Origin of the sequence: Pantoea latae (assembly GCF_002077695.1) — a bacterium.
Lineage (GTDB): Bacteria > Pseudomonadota > Gammaproteobacteria > Enterobacterales > Enterobacteriaceae > Pantoea > Pantoea latae.
The window spans coordinates 166,908-184,788 of the sequence record NZ_MWUE01000004.1; the positions used below are offsets into that span (position 1 = coordinate 166,908).

At 61.3% G+C, this 17,881-nt stretch carries 19 protein-coding genes; 12 read left to right on the forward strand and 7 right to left on the reverse strand.

The window, feature by feature from the left end:
* Window positions 1-7 precede the first annotated feature (7 nt).
* Complete coding sequence (gene aat, locus B2J69_RS02230; RefSeq protein ID WP_081135909.1) at window positions 8-700, forward strand: leucyl/phenylalanyl-tRNA--protein transferase; 693 nt, start codon at window positions 8-10, stop codon at window positions 698-700.
* Window positions 701-1,048: 348 nt separating this feature from the next.
* Complete coding sequence (infA, locus tag B2J69_RS02235) at window positions 1,049-1,267, forward strand: translation initiation factor IF-1 (protein WP_002211347.1); 219 nt, start codon at window positions 1,049-1,051, stop codon at window positions 1,265-1,267.
* Between the two features lie 89 nt (window positions 1,268-1,356).
* Here the strand turns inward: infA and clpA are convergent, their stop codons facing one another.
* Window positions 1,357-3,633, reverse strand: coding sequence for an ATP-dependent Clp protease ATP-binding subunit ClpA (gene clpA, locus B2J69_RS02240; protein ID WP_081135915.1), 2,277 nt, complete (start codon window positions 3,631-3,633; stop codon window positions 1,357-1,359).
* Between the two features lie 58 nt (window positions 3,634-3,691).
* Window positions 3,692-4,012, reverse strand: a complete 321-nt coding sequence (gene clpS, locus B2J69_RS02245) for an ATP-dependent Clp protease adapter ClpS (protein WP_033751321.1) — start codon at window positions 4,010-4,012, stop codon at window positions 3,692-3,694.
* A 321-nt stretch (window positions 4,013-4,333) separates the two neighbouring features.
* Here clpS and cspD point away from each other — a divergent pair, with 321 nt between their 5' ends.
* On the forward strand, window positions 4,334-4,555 hold the full coding sequence (gene cspD / locus B2J69_RS02250; protein ID WP_081135917.1) for a cold shock-like protein CspD: 222 nt from the start codon (window positions 4,334-4,336) through the stop codon (window positions 4,553-4,555).
* A gap of 80 nt (window positions 4,556-4,635) precedes the next feature.
* Here the strand turns inward: cspD and B2J69_RS02255 are convergent, their stop codons facing one another.
* Window positions 4,636-6,264, reverse strand: a complete 1,629-nt coding sequence (locus tag B2J69_RS02255; protein WP_081135919.1) for an ATP-dependent nuclease — start codon at window positions 6,262-6,264, stop codon at window positions 4,636-4,638.
* Between the two features lie 105 nt (window positions 6,265-6,369).
* On the opposite strand from B2J69_RS02255, the gene B2J69_RS02260 reads away from it, so the two are divergent.
* From B2J69_RS02260 to ltaE, 3 genes are all read left to right on the forward strand, one after another.
* Window positions 6,370-7,269, forward strand: coding sequence for a lysine exporter LysO family protein (locus B2J69_RS02260; RefSeq protein ID WP_081135921.1), 900 nt, complete (start codon window positions 6,370-6,372; stop codon window positions 7,267-7,269).
* Between the two features lie 100 nt (window positions 7,270-7,369).
* Complete coding sequence (gene poxB, locus B2J69_RS02265) at window positions 7,370-9,091, forward strand: ubiquinone-dependent pyruvate dehydrogenase (protein ID WP_081135923.1); 1,722 nt, start codon at window positions 7,370-7,372, stop codon at window positions 9,089-9,091.
* 307 nt (window positions 9,092-9,398) lie between these two features.
* Window positions 9,399-10,400 carry a low-specificity L-threonine aldolase gene (gene ltaE, locus B2J69_RS02275; RefSeq protein WP_081135927.1) on the forward strand — a complete coding sequence of 334 codons (1,002 nt, stop codon included), beginning with the start codon at window positions 9,399-9,401 and terminating at the stop codon, window positions 10,398-10,400.
* Here the strand turns inward: ltaE and B2J69_RS02280 are convergent.
* Both B2J69_RS02280 and B2J69_RS02285 read right to left on the reverse strand, forming a co-directional pair.
* Window positions 10,397-11,215, reverse strand: a complete 819-nt coding sequence (locus B2J69_RS02280) for an N-acetylmuramoyl-L-alanine amidase (protein WP_081135929.1) — start codon at window positions 11,213-11,215, stop codon at window positions 10,397-10,399. The genes ltaE and B2J69_RS02280 overlap by 4 nt on opposite strands.
* Window positions 11,212-11,532, reverse strand: a complete 321-nt coding sequence (locus tag B2J69_RS02285; RefSeq protein ID WP_081135931.1) for a heavy metal-binding domain-containing protein — start codon at window positions 11,530-11,532, stop codon at window positions 11,212-11,214. The genes B2J69_RS02280 and B2J69_RS02285 overlap by 4 nt, the downstream gene beginning before the upstream one ends.
* A gap of 107 nt (window positions 11,533-11,639) precedes the next feature.
* On the opposite strand from B2J69_RS02285, the gene B2J69_RS02290 reads away from it, so the two are divergent.
* The 6 genes from B2J69_RS02290 to B2J69_RS02315 all read left to right on the forward strand — a co-directional run bounded on the left by B2J69_RS02290 (window position 11,640) and on the right by B2J69_RS02315 (window position 16,096).
* Window positions 11,640-12,185: a lipoprotein gene (locus B2J69_RS02290; protein WP_081135933.1), complete on the forward strand. Its 546-nt coding sequence runs from the start codon at window positions 11,640-11,642 to the stop codon at window positions 12,183-12,185.
* 194 nt (window positions 12,186-12,379) lie between these two features.
* Window positions 12,380-13,108, forward strand: a complete 729-nt coding sequence (artP, locus tag B2J69_RS02295) for an arginine ABC transporter ATP-binding protein ArtP (RefSeq protein ID WP_094078470.1) — start codon at window positions 12,380-12,382, stop codon at window positions 13,106-13,108.
* A gap of 15 nt (window positions 13,109-13,123) precedes the next feature.
* Entirely contained in the window at window positions 13,124-13,855 is a 732-nt protein-coding gene (artJ, locus tag B2J69_RS02300; protein WP_081135937.1) for an arginine ABC transporter substrate-binding protein, read from the forward strand.
* A gap of 6 nt (window positions 13,856-13,861) precedes the next feature.
* A complete protein-coding gene (gene artQ / locus B2J69_RS02305; RefSeq protein WP_081135939.1) occupies window positions 13,862-14,578 on the forward strand; it encodes an arginine ABC transporter permease ArtQ in 717 nt (238 codons plus the stop codon).
* On the forward strand, window positions 14,578-15,246 hold the full coding sequence (artM, locus tag B2J69_RS02310) for an arginine ABC transporter permease ArtM (RefSeq protein ID WP_033751357.1): 669 nt from the start codon (window positions 14,578-14,580) through the stop codon (window positions 15,244-15,246). The genes artQ and artM overlap by 1 nt, the downstream gene beginning before the upstream one ends.
* 118 nt (window positions 15,247-15,364) lie before the next feature.
* Entirely contained in the window at window positions 15,365-16,096 is a 732-nt protein-coding gene (locus B2J69_RS02315) for an arginine ABC transporter substrate-binding protein (RefSeq protein ID WP_081135941.1), read from the forward strand.
* 61 nt (window positions 16,097-16,157) lie between these two features.
* Here B2J69_RS02315 and rlmC read toward each other — a convergent pair whose 3' ends face one another.
* Window positions 16,158-17,309 carry a 23S rRNA (uracil(747)-C(5))-methyltransferase RlmC gene (rlmC, locus tag B2J69_RS02320; RefSeq protein WP_081135943.1) on the reverse strand — a complete coding sequence of 384 codons (1,152 nt, stop codon included), beginning with the start codon at window positions 17,307-17,309 and terminating at the stop codon, window positions 16,158-16,160.
* Window positions 17,310-17,358: 49 nt separating this feature from the next.
* On the reverse strand, window positions 17,359-17,826 hold the full coding sequence (locus tag B2J69_RS02325; protein ID WP_081135945.1) for a YbjO family protein: 468 nt from the start codon (window positions 17,824-17,826) through the stop codon (window positions 17,359-17,361).
* Window positions 17,827-17,881: the final 55 nt, after the last annotated feature.

A 17,881-nucleotide genomic window follows, 5' to 3' on the forward strand; every position in this document is an offset into this window, starting at 1 on the left:
AGATGCGATGAGACTGGTGCAACTGTCACGGGAATCCCTTCATTTTCCTCCGCCGGAGATGGCGCTGCGCGAGCCGAACGGCCTGCTGGCGATGGGCGGCGATCTCTCCCCTGCCCGCCTGCTCAGCGCCTACCAGCACGGCATTTTTCCCTGGTTCTCGCCGGGCGATCCCATTTTGTGGTGGTCGCCCGATCCGCGCGCGGTGCTGCTGCCGGAGACGTTTCACCTCAGCCGCAGTATGGCGCGCTTCCATCGGCGTTCGCCGTTTCGCGTTACCATGAATCAGGCCTTTTTCGACGTGGTCGAAGGCTGCGCCGCCGGTCGCCAGGAAGGCACCTGGATCACTTTCGAGGTGAAGCGCGCCTGGCAGCGCCTGTATGAGCTGGGACATGCGCATTCGATTGAAGTGTGGCAGGAACGCCAGCTGGTCGGCGGCATGTATGGGCTGGCGCTGGGCCAGATTTTCTGCGGCGAGTCGATGTTCAGCCGCATGGAGAACGCGTCGAAAACCGCACTGTGGGTCTTTTGCCAGCATTTTATCAAACACCAGGGCAGGCTGGTGGATTGCCAGGTTTTAAACCCGCATACGGCCTCGCTGGGCGCGCGCGAAATTCCGCGCGTCGACTATTTGCAGTACGTTCAAACCCTTGCCTGGCAGCCCGTCAGCGCCGGATGCTGGCGCACCCAGACCCTTTTTTAAGCCCGCGCAGATGTTTTGCACACAATCAGGCGCAAAAGTGGTATAATAGTCGCGTTTGGTATGTCGTCCGCGCTTCGCAACGGCGAGCCGGAATTGCCAGGCTGGGAATCACTACGCACTCCCGGAACTGTTTCAGATGAGCGCGTGTTACCGCCGACTGATGCAGATTCTTAGCCCGCTAATCCCCCGCAGACGTCACATAAACACCCGAATTTAACCGAGATGCTCGCGCTCCGCGCGCGAAGCACGGCGAAGCGTTGGCCTTATCGCCAACGTTTCTTTACATAAATCGTGGAATTCGGCATTATTTTGCCGGTTCACTGAAAGCTAGTCCACCCAGAGGATTCGATGGCCAAAGAAGACAATATTGAAATGCAAGGTACCGTACTTGATACGTTACCTAACACCATGTTCCGTGTAGAACTTGAAAACGGTCACGTGGTTACCGCTCATATCTCCGGTAAAATGCGTAAAAACTATATCCGCATCCTGACGGGCGACAAAGTGACTGTTGAGCTGACCCCGTACGACCTGAGCAAAGGCCGCATTGTCTTCCGTAGTCGCTAAGCGGCTCCACTTCGTATTCGCCGCCTGAACGGCGGTGAAAAAAAAGGCCAGATTCGCATCTGGCCTTTTCTATTTCTACTCTACGGCAATCAGTGAACCGTGCCTTCCGTTTTGCGTTTTTCTGCGCTGAGGAAGTGGTAGGTCAGCTGGTTCTTCTCTTTGTCGAGCGCCACCGAAACCGATCCGCCATCCACCAGCGAGCCAAACAGCAGTTCGTTGGCCAGCGGTTTCTTGAGGTTTTCCTGCACCGTACGCGCCATTGGACGCGCGCCCATCGCCTTGTCGTAGCCCTTCTCCGCCAGCCAGTCGCGCGCTTCGTCGCTGACTTCCAGCGAAACGCCTTTGGCGTCCAGCTGCGCCTGCAGTTCGACAATAAACTTGTCCACGACCTGATGGATCACCTCCGGCGACAGGTGGCGGAACCAGATAATGTTGTCGAGACGGTTGCGGAACTCCGGCGTGAAGATCTTTTTGATCTCTTCCATCGCATCGGTGCTGTTGTCCTGATGGATCAGGCCGATGGACTTACGCTCGGTTTCACGTACGCCGGCGTTGGTGGTCATCACCAGCACCACGTTGCGGAAGTCCGCTTTACGGCCGTTGTTGTCCGTCAGCATGCCGTTGTCCATCACCTGCAGCAGCAGGTTAAAGACGTCCGGGTGCGCCTTTTCGATCTCGTCGAGCAGCACCACCGCATGCGGATGTTTGATCACCGCATCGGTCAGCAGGCCGCCCTGATCGAATCCGACGTAGCCCGGAGGCGCGCCGATCAAACGGCTGACCGTATGACGCTCCATATACTCGGACATATCGAAACGCAGCAGCTCGATGCCCAGCGCTTTCGCCAGCTGCACCGTGACCTCGGTTTTCCCCACGCCGGTCGGGCCGGCGAACAGGAAGGAACCAACCGGCTTGCGATCCTGGCCCAGTCCGGCGCGGCTCATTTTGATCGCCTCGGTCAGCGCTTCAATGGCGTTATCCTGGCCGAACACCAGCATTTTCAGGCGGTCGCCGAGATTTTTCAGCGTGTCGCGATCGGTGGCCGATACGCTCTTCTCGGGGATACGCGCGATGCGCGCCACCACCGTCTCGATATCCGACACGTTGATGGTTTTCTTGCGCTTGCTGGCCGGCATCAGACGCGCGCGCGCGCCCGCCTCGTCGATGACGTCAATCGCCTTGTCCGGCAGATGACGGTCGTTGATATATTTCACCGCCAGCTCCACTGCGGCGCGCACCGCTTTCGCGGTGTAACGCACGTCGTGGTGCGCCTCATATTTCGGCTTGAGCCCGTTCAGGATCTGCACGGTTTCATCCAGCGTCGGTTCAGTAATGTCGATCTTCTGGAAGCGACGCGCCAGCGCGCGGTCTTTTTCAAAGATATTGCTGAACTCCTGATAGGTGGTTGAGCCCATCACGCGGATTTTTCCGCTGGAGAGCAGCGGCTTGATCAGGTTAGCCGCATCCACCTGGCCGCCGGACGCCGCGCCTGCGCCGATGATGGTGTGGATCTCATCGATAAACAGGATACTGCTGTTGTCCTGCTCCAGCTGTTTCAGCAGCGCTTTGAAGCGCTTCTCAAAGTCGCCGCGATATTTGGTGCCCGCCAGCAGCGAGCCGATATCGAGCGAATAGATGGTGCAATCCTTCATCACTTCCGGCACGTCGCCCTGCACGATACGCCAGGCCAGCCCTTCCGCGATGGCGGTTTTACCGACGCCCGACTCGCCCACCAGCAGCGGGTTGTTTTTACGGCGACGGCACAGCACCTGAATGGTGCGCTCCAGCTCTTTGTCGCGACCAATCAGCGGATCGATTCCGCCGACGCGAGCAAGCTGATTGAGATTGGTGGTGAAGTTTTCCATACGTTCCTCCCCGCCTGCTTGCTCTTCGTTGACCGGATTCTCATTGTGCGGCGCCTGACCAGGTTCGTCTTTGCGCGTGCCGTGAGAGATGAAGTTCACCACGTCGAGTCGGCTGACTTCATGTTTACGCAGCAGATAAGCCGCCTGCGACTCCTGCTCGCTGAAGATGGCGACCAGCACATTGGCGCCGGCAACTTCGCTGCGGCCCGATGACTGGACATGGAACACCGCGCGCTGCAGCACGCGCTGGAAAGAGAGCGTCGGTTGCGTATCGCGCTCGCCTTCGCTGGCAGGCAGCACCGGTGTGGTTTGTTCGATGAAAGCTTCGAGTTCTTGCCGCAGCGCGGCAATATCGACGGTACAGGCTTCCAGTGCCTCTCTGGCCGACGGGTTGCTCAGCAATGCCAGCAACAGATGCTCGACGGTCATAAACTCATGACGGTGCTCACGCGCTCTGGCGAAAGCCATGTTTAAACTGAGTTCCAGTTCTTGATTGAGCATTTGGCACCTCCCCCAATTATCGCTCTGATAACCTCACCTCCAGGATATGAGGGCGAGTTCAGGCTTTTTCTAGCGTACACAGCAGTGGATGCTGATTCTCCCGCGCATACTTGTTCACCATGGCGACTTTGGTCTCCGCCACTTCGGCGGTAAACACACCGCAGATCGCTTTTCCATGGTAGTGAACTTTCAGCATCAGTTGCGTTGCACGTTCAACATCATAAGAAAAGAACTTTTGCAGAACGTCAATAACAAATTCCATAGGCGTATAATCGTCATTGTTCAGGATGACTTTATACATAGAGGGCGGCTGGAGCCCCTCTTTCGCTTTGTCTTCGGCCAGGTGTTCAAAATTAAGCCAGTCGTTAGTGTTTGCCATAATGTTCCGTTGAAATTCTGCACATCGATACGGACGATTAGCTGTCCATACGTAGAGTTTAACACGCCTGTCAAGGGCCCCGCCGCCGCCGCGCTTTTTAGCGAAAAAAACCGCACGCGACCTGCATCACAAAATTTGCAATAGCGTTAACTGCCTCAAATTTTGACGATTTTATCCCGGCGCTCTCCGGCGGTTTGCTTGACGCCAGGGGCCCTTTCTCTACATTCTACAGACACAAGCTGATTGAGTTTTAAACAAACTCGACCCCAGCTTTAATTTACTCACCTGATTATCAAAATGTCTTGCGAGGGAAGTAAAAGCATGGAGACGGGTACTGTTAAATGGTTCAATAACGCCAAGGGCTTCGGCTTTATCTGTCCGATTGGTGGCGGAGAAGATATCTTCGCGCACTACTCTACGATTCAGATGGATGGTTACAGAACATTAAAAGCCGGCCAACAAGTTCAGTTTGACGTTCATCAAGGCCCCAAGGGTAATCACGCCAGTCTGATCGTGCCGGTGGAGGCTGTGCAGCACGCCTGAACGGCACTCCCCCATTCTGAACGCTCCCCCAAAAAATGCCAGCCGTGTCGCTGGCATTTTATTTTATTGCGCACGTGCGGTTAATCCGCCTTGCCGCGCGCCAGCCACATCACGCGTGAAAACATCTGACGCATCAATGGCGGCATCGCCTGCTCGCCGCGCTCGGCGGCGGCCATCGCCACGGCGATCGCCAGTTCCGGCTTGGAGGCGTGCTGAAGGGCATGGGTAATAATACGCCTCGGGCTCATCGCCGCATTTAACGGCAGGTGCGCCATCTGCAAATAGACCTCTCTGAAGCCGGCGCTGAACAGGAAATGTTCCATATCGCGCGCCGGCAGCTGCGTCAGATGGTGGTCGCTCTCCTCATGCGGCTGAAGCTGACTGCGCGCCGTGGCGACATATTTGTTACCAGCATCGTCGCCGTCGGTCAGTACATGCCAGGCGATGCCCATGCGCGCGGCGAACTTCAGCAGCGGCTTCAGGCCGGACTGCGCGAACTCGATCACCTTCACCCCTTCCGCCGCGAAGTGGTAGCCGCACTGGCGCGCCAGCTCGTTGATGATCCACACCTCGGTTTCGCCCTCTACCAGCAGCCAGCAGCGGGCGAACAGCGCCGAGGGACGATTGACGCGAATATGAAAGCCGATACGGCGGCTCTCTTCGGCGCTCAGCCCCTGAGGACCGATGCGCCAGGCGGCGACGCGTGCGGGTTCGCGCACCAGCCGACAGACGTTCTCCACCGGCGTCAGCGACAGCAGCTCGCCGGAGTTGGTGGTGGCGATTTTCTGCAGCGGCATCAGCTCCAGCAGATTCCAGGTGACCGACAGCATAATCGGGTGCAGCCGGGTTTCGGGATCTTCGATCAGCAGCAGCGGCCGCGCTTCGGGCGAGAGTGCCGCCGCGCCGCGCGCCTGCGCCAGCAGCACAAACATGCGCAGCAGCACGATCTGCTGACTGCGCGAGTCGGTTTCGCCCATCAGCTGATTAAGCCGATCCAGCGCGCGCCAGCCGTGCGCGCCGTCGCGCCTCTGCGGATCGCTGCGCCGCGCCTGGCCGTCAGCAGGCTGTAGCACGAGAAAGTAGTGCTCCATCAGCTGCTGCATCGTCGCGACGCCCTGGCGCAGCGTCTCATCGCTAAGCTGATGCGGCTGCGACGCCAGCTGGCGCGTCAGGCTGGCGATATCCGTCGCCAGCGCGCGCTGCGCCTCGCCCTCATCATGGCGCAACCGCCGACTAAAGCGCGCGTCGCGCAGCCGCAGCACCGGATGCCGCCGCACCAGCTCGCCGATCGCCGCTTCGCTGCCCGCCAGCGGCAACAGCTCGCCGTCCGCGCGCAAAAAGCGGCGCGAGTCGCTGACACCGTCGTCACGCAGCCGTGCGCGCGTGCTGAAGTAGAGCCGCCGCGCGCCCTGCGCGTCGCGCTGCCAGAACGGCGACAAGGCGTCTGCCTGCTCGCTGCCGTCGTCGCGGAAATGAAGCACGATCTGCAGCCGCCGCATCGGGGCCGCGCCGTTGCCGGGCGTGAAGTGAAAGTCGTGGCGGGTAAAGACGTAGCGCGTCTCCTGCGGTGCCAGCAGCAGGCTCAGGGCGTCCAGCAAACTCGACTTGCCCCAGGCGTTTTCGCCAATCAGCAGGTTGGTCTGGGTGAGCGGCAGCGATAGATGGCTAATGCCGCGAAAGCCGGTAATCTCAATATGTTCCAGAATCATGGGCATCCCTCCTCAGGTTCGGCCAGGCCGCGGTGATACAAGTGTTTACTCCTTCAGGCTTTTTCGCTAGCGTGTCGCCACTCTCTGTAAGGAAACGCATCCGTTATGTACTCTGGACTTCTTATCATTCTGCTGCCGCTGGTGCTCGGCTGGCTGCTGCCGCTGCGTCAGCCCGCCGTGTTACGCCTCGTTAATCGCCTGCTGGGCTGGATGGTCTACATCATCCTGTTTTTTATGGGCATCAGCCTCGCTTTTCTCGATAACCTTAGCCGCAATCTGCTTAGCGTGTTTCATATCGCGCTGGTGAGCGCGCTGGCGATCCTGCTGTGTAACCTGCTGGCGCTGCGCCTGCTGGAAAAAAAGCGCCCCTGGCAGCATCAGCATAAGCAGGAAGCGCTGCCGTCGCGGCTGCGCATGGCGCTCGACTCCCTGACCCTGTGCGGCGTGGTGGTACTGGGCTTCCTCGCGGGGCTGACGCAGTTTCCCTTTTTGCGCCACGCCTCGACGGCCAGCGAGTACGCGCTGCTCTTTTTGCTGTTTCTGGTGGGCGTGCAGCTGCGCGGCAGCGGCATGACGCTGCGCCAGATCCTGCTTAACCGACGCGGCATGCTGGTGTCGCTGGTGGTGCTGCTGAGCGCGCTGCTGGGCGGCGCGATTGCCGCCGCGCTGCTGGGTCTGCCGCTGAAAACCGGCCTGGCGCTGGCCAGCGGCTTCGGCTGGTACTCTCTTTCCGGCATCCTGATGACCGAGGCGTTCGGACCGGTGATCGGCAGCGCCGCCTTTTTCAACGATCTGCTGCGCGAGCTGATCGCCATTATGCTGGTCCCGGCGCTGATCGCCCGGCACCGCTCCAGCGCGCTGGGCCTGTGCGGCGCGACGGCGATGGATTTCACCCTGCCGGTGCTGCAGCGCGCGGGCGGCAACGAGATCGTGCCAGCGGCCATCGTGCACGGCTTTGTGATGAGCCTGCTGGCGCCGCTGCTGATCGCCTTTTTCTCCGCCTGAGGCGCAGCGCACTTTTTCACGGCTGCGCGCGCGCAACCTCGACTACGCTTCTCTTTTTGTCCGCCATCGGGACGATGGCTTGCAGCCAGAGGAGAAGAGAATGAAGCAGACCGTTGCGGCGCTGATCGCCAAAACGCTGGAAAACGCGGGCGTGAAACGCATCTGGGGAGTCACCGGCGACTCCCTGAACGGGCTGAGCGACAGCCTGAACCGCATGGGCACCATCGAGTGGATGCCGACGCGCCACGAAGAGGTTGCCGCCTTCGCCGCAGGCGCCGAGGCTCACGTCAGCGGCGAGCTGGCGGTGTGCGCCGGCTCGTGCGGGCCGGGCAACCTGCATCTGATCAACGGCCTGTTCGACTGCCACCGCAACCGCGTGCCGGTGCTGGCGATCGCCGCCCATATTCCCTCCAGCGAAATCGGCAGCGGCTATTTTCAGGAAACCCATCCGCAGGAGCTGTTTCGCGAGTGCAGCCACTACTGCGAGCTGGTTTCCAGTCCCGAGCAGCTGCCGCAGGTGCTGGGCATTGCGATGCGCAAGGCGATCCTGAATCGCGGCGTTTCCGTGATCGTGCTGCCGGGCGACGTGGCGCTGAAGCCGGCGCCAGAGAGCGCCACCGCCGAGTGGTATCCGCCGCTGCTGCCGCAGGTGCTGCCGCAGGAAGCGGAACTGGCGCAGCTGGCGCAGAGCCTCAACGAGGCGGGCAATATCACGCTGCTGTGCGGCAGCGGCTGCGCCGGCGCCCATGACGAGGTGGTGCGACTGGCGGAGACGCTGAAGGCGCCTATCGTCCACGCGCTGCGCGGCAAAGAGCATATCGAGTATGACAATCCCTACGACGTCGGCATGACCGGCCTGATCGGCTTCTCTTCCGGCTATCACGCCATGATGAATGCCGATACGCTGCTGCTGCTCGGCACTAAATTCCCCTATCGCGCCTTCTATCCCGAAAAGGCGAAAATCATTCAGCTCGATATCAATCCCGGCAGCCTGGGTGCGCACTGTCATGTCGATCAGGCGTACGTCGGCGCGGTGAAGCCGACGCTGCAGGCGCTGCTGCCGCGGCTGACGCAGAAAAGCGACCGTCATCATCTCGACAGCGCGCTGGAGCACTACGCCGACGCGCGCAAAGGGCTGGACGAGCTGGCCAACGCCAACGACAAACAGGCGATCCACCCGCAGTATCTGGCGCAGCAGATCAGCCACTACGCCAGCGACGACGCCGTGTTCACCTGCGACGTCGGCACGCCCACCGTCTGGGCGGCGCGCTATCTGAAGATGAACGGCCGCCGTCGCCTGCTCGGCTCCTTCAATCACGGTTCGATGGCCAATGCGATGCCGCAGGCGATCGGCGCGCAGGCGCTTGACCGCCAGCGTCAGGTGGTGGCGCTGTGCGGCGACGGCGGCTTCAGCATGCTGATGGGCGACTTTATCACCCTGGCGCAGCTCAAACTGCCGGTGAAGCTGGTGATCTTTAACAACAGCGTGCTGGGCTTTGTCGCCATGGAAATGAAAGCGGGCGGCTACCTTACTGACGGCACCGAGCTGGATAATCCCGACTTCGCCGCTATCGCCGAAGCCTGCGGCATCAAAGGGTATCGCGTTGAGAAAGCGTCCGATCTTAACGGCGCGCTGGAGCAGGCGTTCGCCCATCCCGGCCCGGCGCTGGTGGACGTCATCACCGCCAAAGAGGAGCTGGCGATGCCGCCGCAGATCAAGATGGAGCAGGCGAAAGGCTTCAGCCTCTATATGCTGCGTGCCATTCTGAATGGTCGCGGCGACGAAGTGGTAGAGCTGGCGAAAACCAACTGGCTGCGGTAAAAGAGAAAGAGGCCAGCGGGCATCTGGGTCCGCTGAAGATACAGGCAAGGTGCCTGCGCGGATAGCGTGGCCCGATCGCAAAGACGCAAAAAACGGCATCCCTGCCAGCTCGGCCCGCGCGCATACGCACCTCATCCCTGAGGTGCGTATGCGCGCGGGCCAACGCGCTGCGTTGTTCAAAAACGCTCCTGGCGTTTTTGTCCATGGCGCGGGACGCTTTGCTCCTCGGGCCACGCCATCCGCTCCTCACCCTGTGTGCAGTCTGTTCGGGCGTTTGCGCCCGCTTTTCTTTTCTCAGGAGAGCCACGTGATCGATCTACGCAGTGATACCGTAACCCGGCCCAGCGCCGCGATGTTGCAGGCGATGATGGCCGCCGACACCGGCGACGACGTCTATCGCGACGATCCCACCGTTAACGCGCTGGAGGCGGAAGCGGCGCGGCTCAGCGGCAAAGCGGCCGCGCTGTTCTTCCCTACCGGCACCCAGGCCAACCTGGTGGCGCTGCTGAGCCACTGCCAGCGCGGCGATGAATATATCGTCGGCCAGCAGGCGCACAACTACAAATATGAAGCGGGCGGCGCGGCGGTGCTGGGCAGCATCCAGCCACAGCCGATCCTCGCCGCCGCAGACGGCACGCTGCCGCTCGACGTCGTGGCGGCCGCCATCAAGCCGGACGATATTCACTTCGCGCGCACCCGCCTGCTCAGCCTGGAAAATACCCATCACGGCAAGGTGCTGCCGCTCGACTATCTCGCTCGCGCCTTTGAATTTAGCCGCGAGCGCAAGCTGGCGCTGCATATTGACGGCGCGCGCATCTTTAACGCGGTGGTGGCGCAAAACGTCACGCTGGAGGCGATCGCGCGCTACTGCGACACCCTGACTATCTGCCTGTCGAAAGGACTGGGCACGCCGGTGGGATCGCTGCTGTGCGGCGATGAGGCTTATATCGACAGCGCGCGTCGCTGGCGCAAAATGACCGGCGGCGGCATGCGCCAGGCGGGCATCCTGGCGGCGGCCGGCCTCTATGCGCTGCAGCACAACGTGGCGCGGCTGAAAGAGGATCACGATAACGCCGCCTGGCTGGGCCAGCAGCTGCAGCAGGCGGGCGTCGAGGTGGTGGAGCAGCAGACCAATATGCTGTTTGTGCGCGTGCCCGCCGAGCAGGTCGAGGCGCTAAAAAGCTGGTTCGCCCAGCGCGACGTGCTGCTTAGCGTTGGGCCGGTAACGCGCATCGTCACCCATCTGGATGTCGATCGTTCTGCGCTGGAGCAGCTGGTGGCGCACTGGAGAGCCTTCCTGCAGCGTTAATCGCCATATCTCTCCAGCAGCGCCCTGGCGATCGCCAGGGTTTCCGCGTCCGGCAAACCGCGATAGTCCGCCGGACGAAAATGCATCTGAAACGCCGCGATCAGCCGCTGCTGCTCGCGCGGCGTGGTCGCACCGCTCACGTCATAGCCGTAGCGCGACAGCGCCGACAACAGCTTTTCTGTCTCAACCGGATCCTGCGCCGCGCGGCCCGCTAAGTAGTGCTGCACGCGCGCTGCCTCTGGCCAGGCGCCGATGCCCTGCTGCGCCAGCTGGCGCCAGGGAAACAGCGGGCCGGGATCCTGTTTGCGCTGCGGCGCGATGTCGCTGTGGCCGACGATCTGCACCGGGGCGATGGCGTAGCGCTGGGTAATATCTTTCAGCAGCGGGATCAGCGCGGCGATCTGCGCCGCGCTAAAGGGCTGCCAGTCGCGCCCGGTTAGCGTGCGCCTGTAGCCGCGATTCACCAGCTCGATGCCAATCGAGGTGTCGTTGATATGCGTCGCGCCGCGCCAGTAGCTGGCGCCGGCATGCCAGGCGAGCTGCGCCTCCGGCACCAGCTGCCACACCACCTGTTTGCCGGCGCGCTGCGGCGGCTGGCGCGGGATCAGATAGTGGGCGCTGACGTCGCGATCGGTCAGGGTCGCCAGCGACGAGGGAAAATCTTCGGCGGTGTAGTGAATAACGAGGGTTTTGATACGCGGCCTGGCGCCGTAAGCGGGATGCTGCGTATCGACCCAGTAGCCCTGCCGCGACTCCAGCCCGCTGTGGCAGCCCGCCAGCAGCAGCAGCGACAGCGCCGCCAGCCGCCGCCTCAACGCAGGATCACCGCCGTGCCGGAGACGCTGACCATCAGCATGCTGCCATCTTTGCCGACGGTTTCATAATCGATATCGATGCCGACCACCGCATTGGCGCCCAGCGATTTCGCCTGCGCTTCCAGCTCTTCGAAGGCGATTTCACGCGCCTTGCGCAGCTCTTTCTCGTAGGCGCCGGAGCGGCCGCCAACCACATCGCGAATACCGGCAAAAAAGTCGCGGAAGATATTGGCGCCGAGGATCGCCTCGCCGGTGACGACGCCGCAGTAGTCGCTGATGCTGTGTCCTTCCAGGGTGGGCGTAGTGGAAAACTTCATCGCTCTCTCCTTCTATGAAATGGCGTGCAAGGCTCTTTCAACTAAAAAGCACGGCTATACTCTATGCTAAAAATAGCGCTTTGCCAGAGAACAATAAGGAAATCGAGATGAGAAACAAAGCCTTTGCGCTGCTGATCCCCACCGCGCTGCTGCTCTCAGCCTGCACCACGGTCGAGCCGGTGATTAAGGACAACGGCCCTCGCAGCGCGCCCTGCGTCGACGGCGGCCCGGACAGCGTCGCGCAGCAGTTTTACGATCTGCGCCTTCAGCAGCCGACCCCAGGCCTGCCTGGCAGCGATCAGCTGGCAAAATATCGCCCTTACCTGAGCGAACGTCTCTACCAGGCGCTGCAGCAGGCCGGCAGCCAGAGCGGCAACGCCTCGGCAGCGTGGCGCAGCGGCGATCTCTTCTCCAGCCTGCCGCAGGGCCCGACCGCCGCCAGCGTGGCGGACAGCTCCACCATTCCCAACCGCGACGCGCGCAATATTCCGCTGCGCGTCGAGCTGAGCCGCGACAACAAAAGCTGGCAGGATGAGGTGCTGATGATCCGCGAAGGCACCTGCTGGGTAGTGGACGACGTGCGCTACGTCGCCGACTGGCCCCATCCGGGCGGCGGCACCCTGAGCCAGACGCTGGAGCAGGCGAGAAAATAACGCCTGTTTCCCTGACGCGCGCCGCTCTTCAGCGGCGCGATTTTTTGCCCCTGGCGACCTGCGCGGAGTGGCGCGATATTGTGCTACGCTTTACCTGTTTCGCTGCAGTTTAATAAATTTTAACCCACTTCATTTGCATAACTATTCTGGTGCGGTTAAGATTCGCGGCACTAATGGCTATTCAAAATTTGCGCATGAGTATTCAACTAAACGGGATTAACTGCTTTTACGGCGCCCATCAGGCGCTGTTTGACATCAATCTGGATTGCCCGCAAGGCGAAACGCTGGTGCTGCTCGGCCCAAGCGGCGCGGGGAAAAGCTCACTCCTGCGCGTGCTTAACCTGCTGGAGCAGCCGCGCTCAGGCAGCCTGAAAATTGCCGGCAACCATTTCGACTTCAGCAAAACGCCTTCTGACGCCGCCATTCGCGAACTGCGTCAAAATGTCGGTATGGTGTTTCAGCAATATAATCTCTGGCCGCACCTCACCGTGGTGCAGAACCTGATCGAAGCGCCGTGCCGCGTGCTGGGCCTCAGCAAAGGCGAGGCGCGCGCCCGCGCCGACAAGCTGCTGGAGCGCCTGCGCCTGACGCCCTATGCCGACCGTTTCCCGCTGCACCTTTCCGGCGGCCAGCAGCAGCGCGTCGCCATCGCACGCGCCCTGATGATGGAGCCGCAGGTTCTGCTGTTCGACGAGCCGACCGCCGCGCTCGATCCCGAAATCACCGCGCAGATCGTCAGCATTATCCGCGAGCTGGCCCAGACCAATATTACGCAGGTTATCGTTACCCACGAAGTCGAAGTCGCCCGTAAGACCGCCAGCCGCGTGGTCTATATGGAGAACGGCCATATCGTGGAACAAGGCGACGCCAGCCGATTTACACAGCCGCAAACCGAGGCGTTTGCACATTATCTTTCGCATTAAGTCAGGAAGCTCCCAATGAAAAAAATCGTACTTGCTGCACTGCTTGCTGGTCTGAGCCTGAGCGCGTCGGCGGCGCAGACTATTCGTTTCGCCACCGAAGCCTCCTATCCTCCGTTCGAATTCGTCGATTCCAGCAACAAGATCCAGGGCTTTGACGTCGATCTGGCGAACGCGCTCTGTAAAGAGATGGACGCGACCTGCACCTTTACCAATCAGGCGTTCGACAGCCTGATCCCGAGCCTGAAGTTCCGCCGCTTCGACGCGGTGATGGCCGGCATGGATATCACGCCGGAGCGTGAAAAACAGGTGCTGTTCAGCCAGCCTTACTATGACAACTCCGCGCTGTTTATCGCCCAGAAAGGCAAAGTGGCCGATGTGGCCGCGCTGAAGGGCAAACGCGTCGGCGTGCAGAACGGCACCACGCACCAGAAATACCTGAACGATCAGCATGGCGACATCACCACCGTGCCCTACGACAGCTATCAGAACGCGGTGCTGGACCTGAAAAACGGCCGTATTGACGCGGTGTTCGGCGACACGGCGGTGGTCAACGAATGGCTGAAGCAGAACGCGAATCTGGCGGCGGTGGGCGACAAGGTCACCGACAAAGCCTACTTCGGCACCGGCCTCGGCATCGCCGTGCGTCAGGGCAACAGCGATCTGCAGGCGAAGTTCAACGCCGCGCTGGCGAAGGTGAAGGCCGACGGCACCTACAAAACCATCTACAGCAAATGGTTCCAGCAGTAATTACCGATGAGTGAGTTCTATCCTCTCGCCAGCGCCGCCGGCATGACCGTCGGCCTCGCTGTTTGCGCCCTGATCGCCGGCCTTGCGCTGGCGATGATTTTTGCCGGCTGGGAGTCGCTGCGCATCAAGCCGCTGGCGTGGATCGGCACCGCGCTGGTGACGCTGATCCGCGGCCTGCCGGAAATCCTGGTGGTGCTGTTTATCTATTTCGGCGCCTCGCAGCTGCTGCTGCTGCTCTCCGACGGCTTTACCCTGAATCTCGGCCTGTTCCAGCTGCCGGTGCAGGTTCAGATCGAAAACTTCGACGTCAGCCCCTTTCTGTGCGGCGTGATCGCGCTGGCGATCCTCTACTCCGCCTACGCCTCGCAAACCCTGCGCGGCGCGCTCAAGGCGGTGCCGCAGGGACAGTGGGAGTCGGGCCAGGCGCTGGGCATGAAGAAATCGGCGATTTTTCTGCGCCTGATTATGCCGCAGATGTGGCGCCACGCGCTGCCGGGCCTCGGCAACCAGTGGCTGGTGCTGCTAAAGGATACCGCGCTGGTCTCGCTGATCAGCGTCAACGATCTGATGCTGCAGACCAAAAGCATCGCCACCCGCACGCAGGAGCCCTTTACCTGGTTTCTTATCGCCGCGGCGATCTATCTGGTCATTACGCTGCTGAGCCAGGCGGTGCTGCGTCGGATTGAGCTGCGCACCACCCGCTTCGAGCGAGGGGAGAGCTAATGCTGAGCTACCTGCCTGAAATTCTTAAAGGGTTACATACCAGCCTGACGCTGACGCTGGCGTCGCTGCTGGTGGCGCTGGTGCTGGCGCTGCTGTTCACCGTGGTGCTGTCGCTGAAAACCCCGCTGCTCACGCCGCTGGTGAAGATCTATATCACTCTGTTTACCGGCACGCCGCTGCTGGTGCAGATCTTCCTGATTTACTACGGCCCCGGCCAGTTCCCCAGCCTGCAGAGCGTTCCCTGGCTGTGGCATCTGCTGTCGCAGCCGTGGCTCTGCGCCATGCTGGCGCTGTCGCTCAACAGCGCCGCCTACACCACGCAGCTGTTTTACGGCGCGATGCGCGCCATCCCGTCGGGCCAGTGGCAATCCTGCGCCGCGCTGGGCATGAACCGCAAAGATACGCTGCGCATCCTGCTGCCCTATGCGTTTAAGCGTGCCCTCTCCTCCTATTCCAACGAGGTGGTGCTGGTATTCAAAGGTACATCGCTCGCCTACACCATTACGCTGATGGAAGTGATGGGCCACGGCCAGCTGCTCTACGGCCGCACCTACGACGTGATGGTGTTCGCCGCGGCCGGTCTGGTCTATCTGGTGGTGAACGGGCTGCTGACGCTGATGATGCGGCTGATTGAGCGGCGCGCGCTCGCTTTTGAGCGTAGAAGTTAATAACCAGGCGAGCAATGCTCGCCTTTTTAATTTTTTACTCACAAATATTGCATAAAGATTCATTTACTGGCATCGTGTCAACCGTTCCGCCTCTGGCATGGTTTTCAGGAGTCACACAATGAAAAAATGGATCCTTGCCGCCGCGCTGGCGACTCTGGCAATGAGCGCCCACGCGGCGGAGACAATCCGCTTCGCCTCTTCCGCGACCTATCCCCCGTTTGAATCGCTGGATCGCGACAACCAGATCGTCGGCTACGATATCGACCTGGCGAAAGCGCTCTGTCAGCAGATGAAAGCGGAGTGCACCTTCACCAACAACGCCTTCGACAGCCTGATCCCGTCGCTGAAATTCCGCCGCTTCGACGCGGTGATCTCCGGCATGGATATCACCGACGAGCGCAGCAAACAGGTGGACTTCACTCAGCCTTACTACGCCAACTCCGCCGTGGTGATTGCGCGTAAGGGCAAATTCAGCGACTTCGCCGCGCTGAAGGGCAAACGTATTGGCGTGGAGAACGGCACCACCCACCAGAAATATCTGCAGGAGAAGCATCCTGAGATCGCCACCGTCGCCTATGACAGCTATCAGAACGCGATTCTTGATATGAAAAATGGTCGCCTGGATGGCGTATTCGGCGACACCGCCGTGGTCAATCAGTGGCTGAAGACCAACAGCGACTTAGCGCCGGTGGGCGAGCACGTCACCGACAAGGCCTATTTCGGCACCGGTCTGGGCATTGCGGTGCGCAAAGGCAACGCGGCGCTGCGCGACCGTCTGAACGACGCGCTGGCGACGCTGAAAAGCAACGGCGCCCTGCAGCAGCTGAATCAAAAATGGTTTCCTGAGTAACGCCATTATGGGCCAGCGGACGAGAGTCTGACCGGTTCTGCACGCTCCTCAGTTCAGGCTGTCAGGACGCTGGCCCACCCTCTTCCGCGCCACGGCGCGTCAGCAGGCAGAGCACCTCAAAGTGCGCGGTGTGCGGAAACATGTCGAACAGCTGCACGCGCGTGACGCGATAGGCCGCCAGCCGCGCGATATCCTGCGCCATGCTCTCGGGATTGCAGCTCGAGTAGAGGATAGTCTGCGGCGCCATGCGGCTGAGATAGTCGCACAGCGCGGCGCCGATGCCGCGCCGCGGCGGATTGACCAGCACCAGATCGGGCACCGCGTCGCGCCCGGTGGCGAAAGCGGTTGAGTCGAGCGCGGCAAAGTTCACCTTCTCCAGTCCCAGCATCTGCGCCGAGCGCTGCGCGCAGGCGATCGCCTCGGCGCTGATCTCAATGCCGGTCAGCTGCATCTGCGGCGTGGCGCAGTGCAGGCCGAAGCCGCCAACGCCGCAAAACAGATCCCACATGCTGCCGACGTTCAGCGCGTGCACCCAGTCGCGCGCCGTGGCGTAGAGCGCGGCGGCCACCTGCGGGTTGGTCTGGAAAAAGCTTTGCGGCCGGATCCAGAGCGGCACCTGGTTAAAGCTCTCCGCCAGCGACTGCGCCGGCGTCAGCGCAATCTCCTCATCCCCTTCGAGAATCGCCATATGCACCGGCTGAATATTGGCCGAGATCACCTCAAGCTGCGGCAGCTGCTGCTGCAGCCACGGCAGCGCGGCGCGCAGCTGATCCAGCTTCGCGCGCGAGCGCAGCACAAAGCGCAGCATCATGCCGCCCTGGGTGCTTTCGGTCAGCAGCAGAAATTTTAGTTCGCCGCGCCGGCGCGCCACGTTATAGGGCGTCAGGCCCGCGCGGGCGATAAAGGGCCTGATGGCAGCGAACACCGGCGCGAAGCTGGCCGGATAGAGCGGACAGGCGCTGAGATCCACCGCCGTGCCGTCGCGCTGCACCATGCCGAGCACCGGACGTTCGACGCTGCCGCTGACCACCATCTTCGCTTTGTTGCGGAACGCCTGCTGCGCCGAGGTCACCGGCGGCAGCCACTCTCCAACCGGCTGCTGCGCCAGCAGCGCTTCGAGCCGCGCCTGTTTGTCGCGCAGCTGTTGCGAATAGGGTTTTTCCAGCCACTGGCATGAACGGCAGCGGTCGGCGTCATAGAGCGCGCATTGCATCGGGTAAGGCCTGTATTAATCGTGGGAGGTCGGGCGGAGCGCGATTGTATCACCGCTTACGGAAAAATGCGCGGCTGCCGGCCGGGACGAACAGCAGCCCCAGCACCAGCAGATCGGGCAGCTTTTGCATCAGCGTATGATGGATGATTTGTGCGTTACTGGCGCCGCTGATGCTGAAAATCTCCGGGTAGACGGCGCCGGTCGACGCCAGCAGCATATAGAGCAGCACCACCAGCTGCGTCGCCGCAAAGCCCCAGCGCCCGCGGTTGCTGCCGCGCAGCAGCAGAAAGGCGCAGCGCAGCTCATAAAAGAAGATCAGTTGGCTGGCGATAAAGATCAGGGTAGAGTCCCACGCCTGAGCGCTGCGATGAACGAAGTTGGCAATCTCCTCAAGCCCCAGCTCGTTGGCCAGCATCAGCACGCTCAAACAGCGCGTGGCGATAATAGCGATGCCCGCCACCGTCACCGGTACAGGCGCGAGAGAGATAAAATCGCTGTTCTTCAGGGTTTCCGACATCGGCAGGCTCCGTCACCACGCGTAGACGGGCGGCACCATCCGCCCGTCTTTATAG

What these genes read in the sequence shown, in the direction of transcription:
- clpA (WP_081135915.1), bottom strand. Translation starts at nt 3,633, where the DNA reads ATGCTCAATCAAGAACTGGAACTCAGTTTAAACATGGCTTTCGCCAGA.
- B2J69_RS02255 (WP_081135919.1), bottom strand. Translation starts at nt 6,264, where the DNA reads ATGATTCTGGAACATATTGAGATTACCGGCTTTCGCGGCATTAGCCAT.
- clpS (WP_033751321.1), bottom strand. Translation starts at nt 4,012, where the DNA reads ATGGCAAACACTAACGACTGGCTTAATTTTGAACACCTGGCCGAAGAC.
- artJ (WP_081135937.1), top strand. Translation starts at nt 13,124, where the DNA reads ATGAAAAAAATCGTACTTGCTGCACTGCTTGCTGGTCTGAGCCTGAGC.
- artQ (WP_081135939.1), top strand. Translation starts at nt 13,862, where the DNA reads ATGAGTGAGTTCTATCCTCTCGCCAGCGCCGCCGGCATGACCGTCGGC.
- B2J69_RS02290 (WP_081135933.1), top strand. Translation starts at nt 11,640, where the DNA reads ATGAGAAACAAAGCCTTTGCGCTGCTGATCCCCACCGCGCTGCTGCTC.
- artM (WP_033751357.1), top strand. Translation starts at nt 14,578, where the DNA reads ATGCTGAGCTACCTGCCTGAAATTCTTAAAGGGTTACATACCAGCCTG.
- aat (WP_081135909.1), top strand. Translation starts at nt 8, where the DNA reads ATGAGACTGGTGCAACTGTCACGGGAATCCCTTCATTTTCCTCCGCCG.
- B2J69_RS02315 (WP_081135941.1), top strand. Translation starts at nt 15,365, where the DNA reads ATGAAAAAATGGATCCTTGCCGCCGCGCTGGCGACTCTGGCAATGAGC.
- poxB (WP_081135923.1), top strand. Translation starts at nt 7,370, where the DNA reads ATGAAGCAGACCGTTGCGGCGCTGATCGCCAAAACGCTGGAAAACGCG.
- artP (WP_094078470.1), top strand. Translation starts at nt 12,380, where the DNA reads ATGAGTATTCAACTAAACGGGATTAACTGCTTTTACGGCGCCCATCAG.
- infA (WP_002211347.1), top strand. Translation starts at nt 1,049, where the DNA reads ATGGCCAAAGAAGACAATATTGAAATGCAAGGTACCGTACTTGATACG.
- B2J69_RS02325 (WP_081135945.1), bottom strand. Translation starts at nt 17,826, where the DNA reads ATGTCGGAAACCCTGAAGAACAGCGATTTTATCTCTCTCGCGCCTGTA.
- rlmC (WP_081135943.1), bottom strand. Translation starts at nt 17,309, where the DNA reads ATGCAATGCGCGCTCTATGACGCCGACCGCTGCCGTTCATGCCAGTGG.
- B2J69_RS02260 (WP_081135921.1), top strand. Translation starts at nt 6,370, where the DNA reads ATGTACTCTGGACTTCTTATCATTCTGCTGCCGCTGGTGCTCGGCTGG.
- B2J69_RS02285 (WP_081135931.1), bottom strand. Translation starts at nt 11,532, where the DNA reads ATGAAGTTTTCCACTACGCCCACCCTGGAAGGACACAGCATCAGCGAC.
- cspD (WP_081135917.1), top strand. Translation starts at nt 4,334, where the DNA reads ATGGAGACGGGTACTGTTAAATGGTTCAATAACGCCAAGGGCTTCGGC.